Annotated in this window: 1 protein-coding gene; it reads right to left on the minus strand. The window is 52.7% G+C overall.

The genetic code is table 11. The features are described 5' to 3' along the window. Window positions 1–123 precede the first annotated feature (123 nt). The coding region (locus tag QMM04_RS22880; protein ID WP_282997168.1) for an RNA polymerase factor sigma-32 at window positions 124–746 on the minus strand (623 nt) is incomplete at its 5' end.

Below are 746 nucleotides of genomic sequence, written 5' to 3' on the forward strand. Positions count from 1 at the left end.
ATTTATCGCGCTGTCCTGAAGCGCCAGGGTTGGTGACTGATGCGCAATACATTGCGCGGCTACGGACTGCGTGCAAATAAAAAGGGCGACTATAAAGTCGCCCCGTTTTTCACCTGATGGTTCTCAGGCTTCAATCGCCATACGCAGTTTCTTCATGGCGTTCTTTTCCAGCTGACGCACACGCTCTGCAGAGACGCCATATTTGTCGGCCAACTCCTGCAAAGTGGTTTTGTTCTCATCATCCAGCCAACGGGCGCGGATGATGTGCTGGCTGCGCTCATCAAGGCTCAGCATGGCATCGCTCAGCTTATCAGCAGCGTGCGCATCCCAGTTATCCTCTTCAATGCCGTCGGCAAAGTCTGAGGTTTTATCCTGCAGATAGAGTACCGGTGCCATCGGCTTACCTTCGCCAGCTTCGTCATCCGAAGACATGTCGAAAGTCATATCCTGCGCGGCCATACGAGATTCCATCTCGAGGACATCTTTGCTGCTCACGCCCAACTCGCGCGCAACCATCTCCACTTCATCCTGATTAAACCAACCAAGACGCTGTTTGCTTTTACGCAGATTAAAAAACAGCTTGCGCTGGGCTTTCGTGGTCGCGACTTTCACGATACGCCAGTTACGCAGCACGTATTCGTGAATCTCTGCTTTGATCCAGTGCACGGCAAATGACACCAGACGCACGCCAACTTCAGGGTTGAAGCGACGCACCGCCTTCATCAGGCCAATGTTACCTTCCTGAA

Source organism: Pantoea sp. Pa-EAmG (assembly GCF_030024295.1).
Classification (GTDB): domain Bacteria; phylum Pseudomonadota; class Gammaproteobacteria; order Enterobacterales; family Enterobacteriaceae; genus Pantoea; species Pantoea dispersa.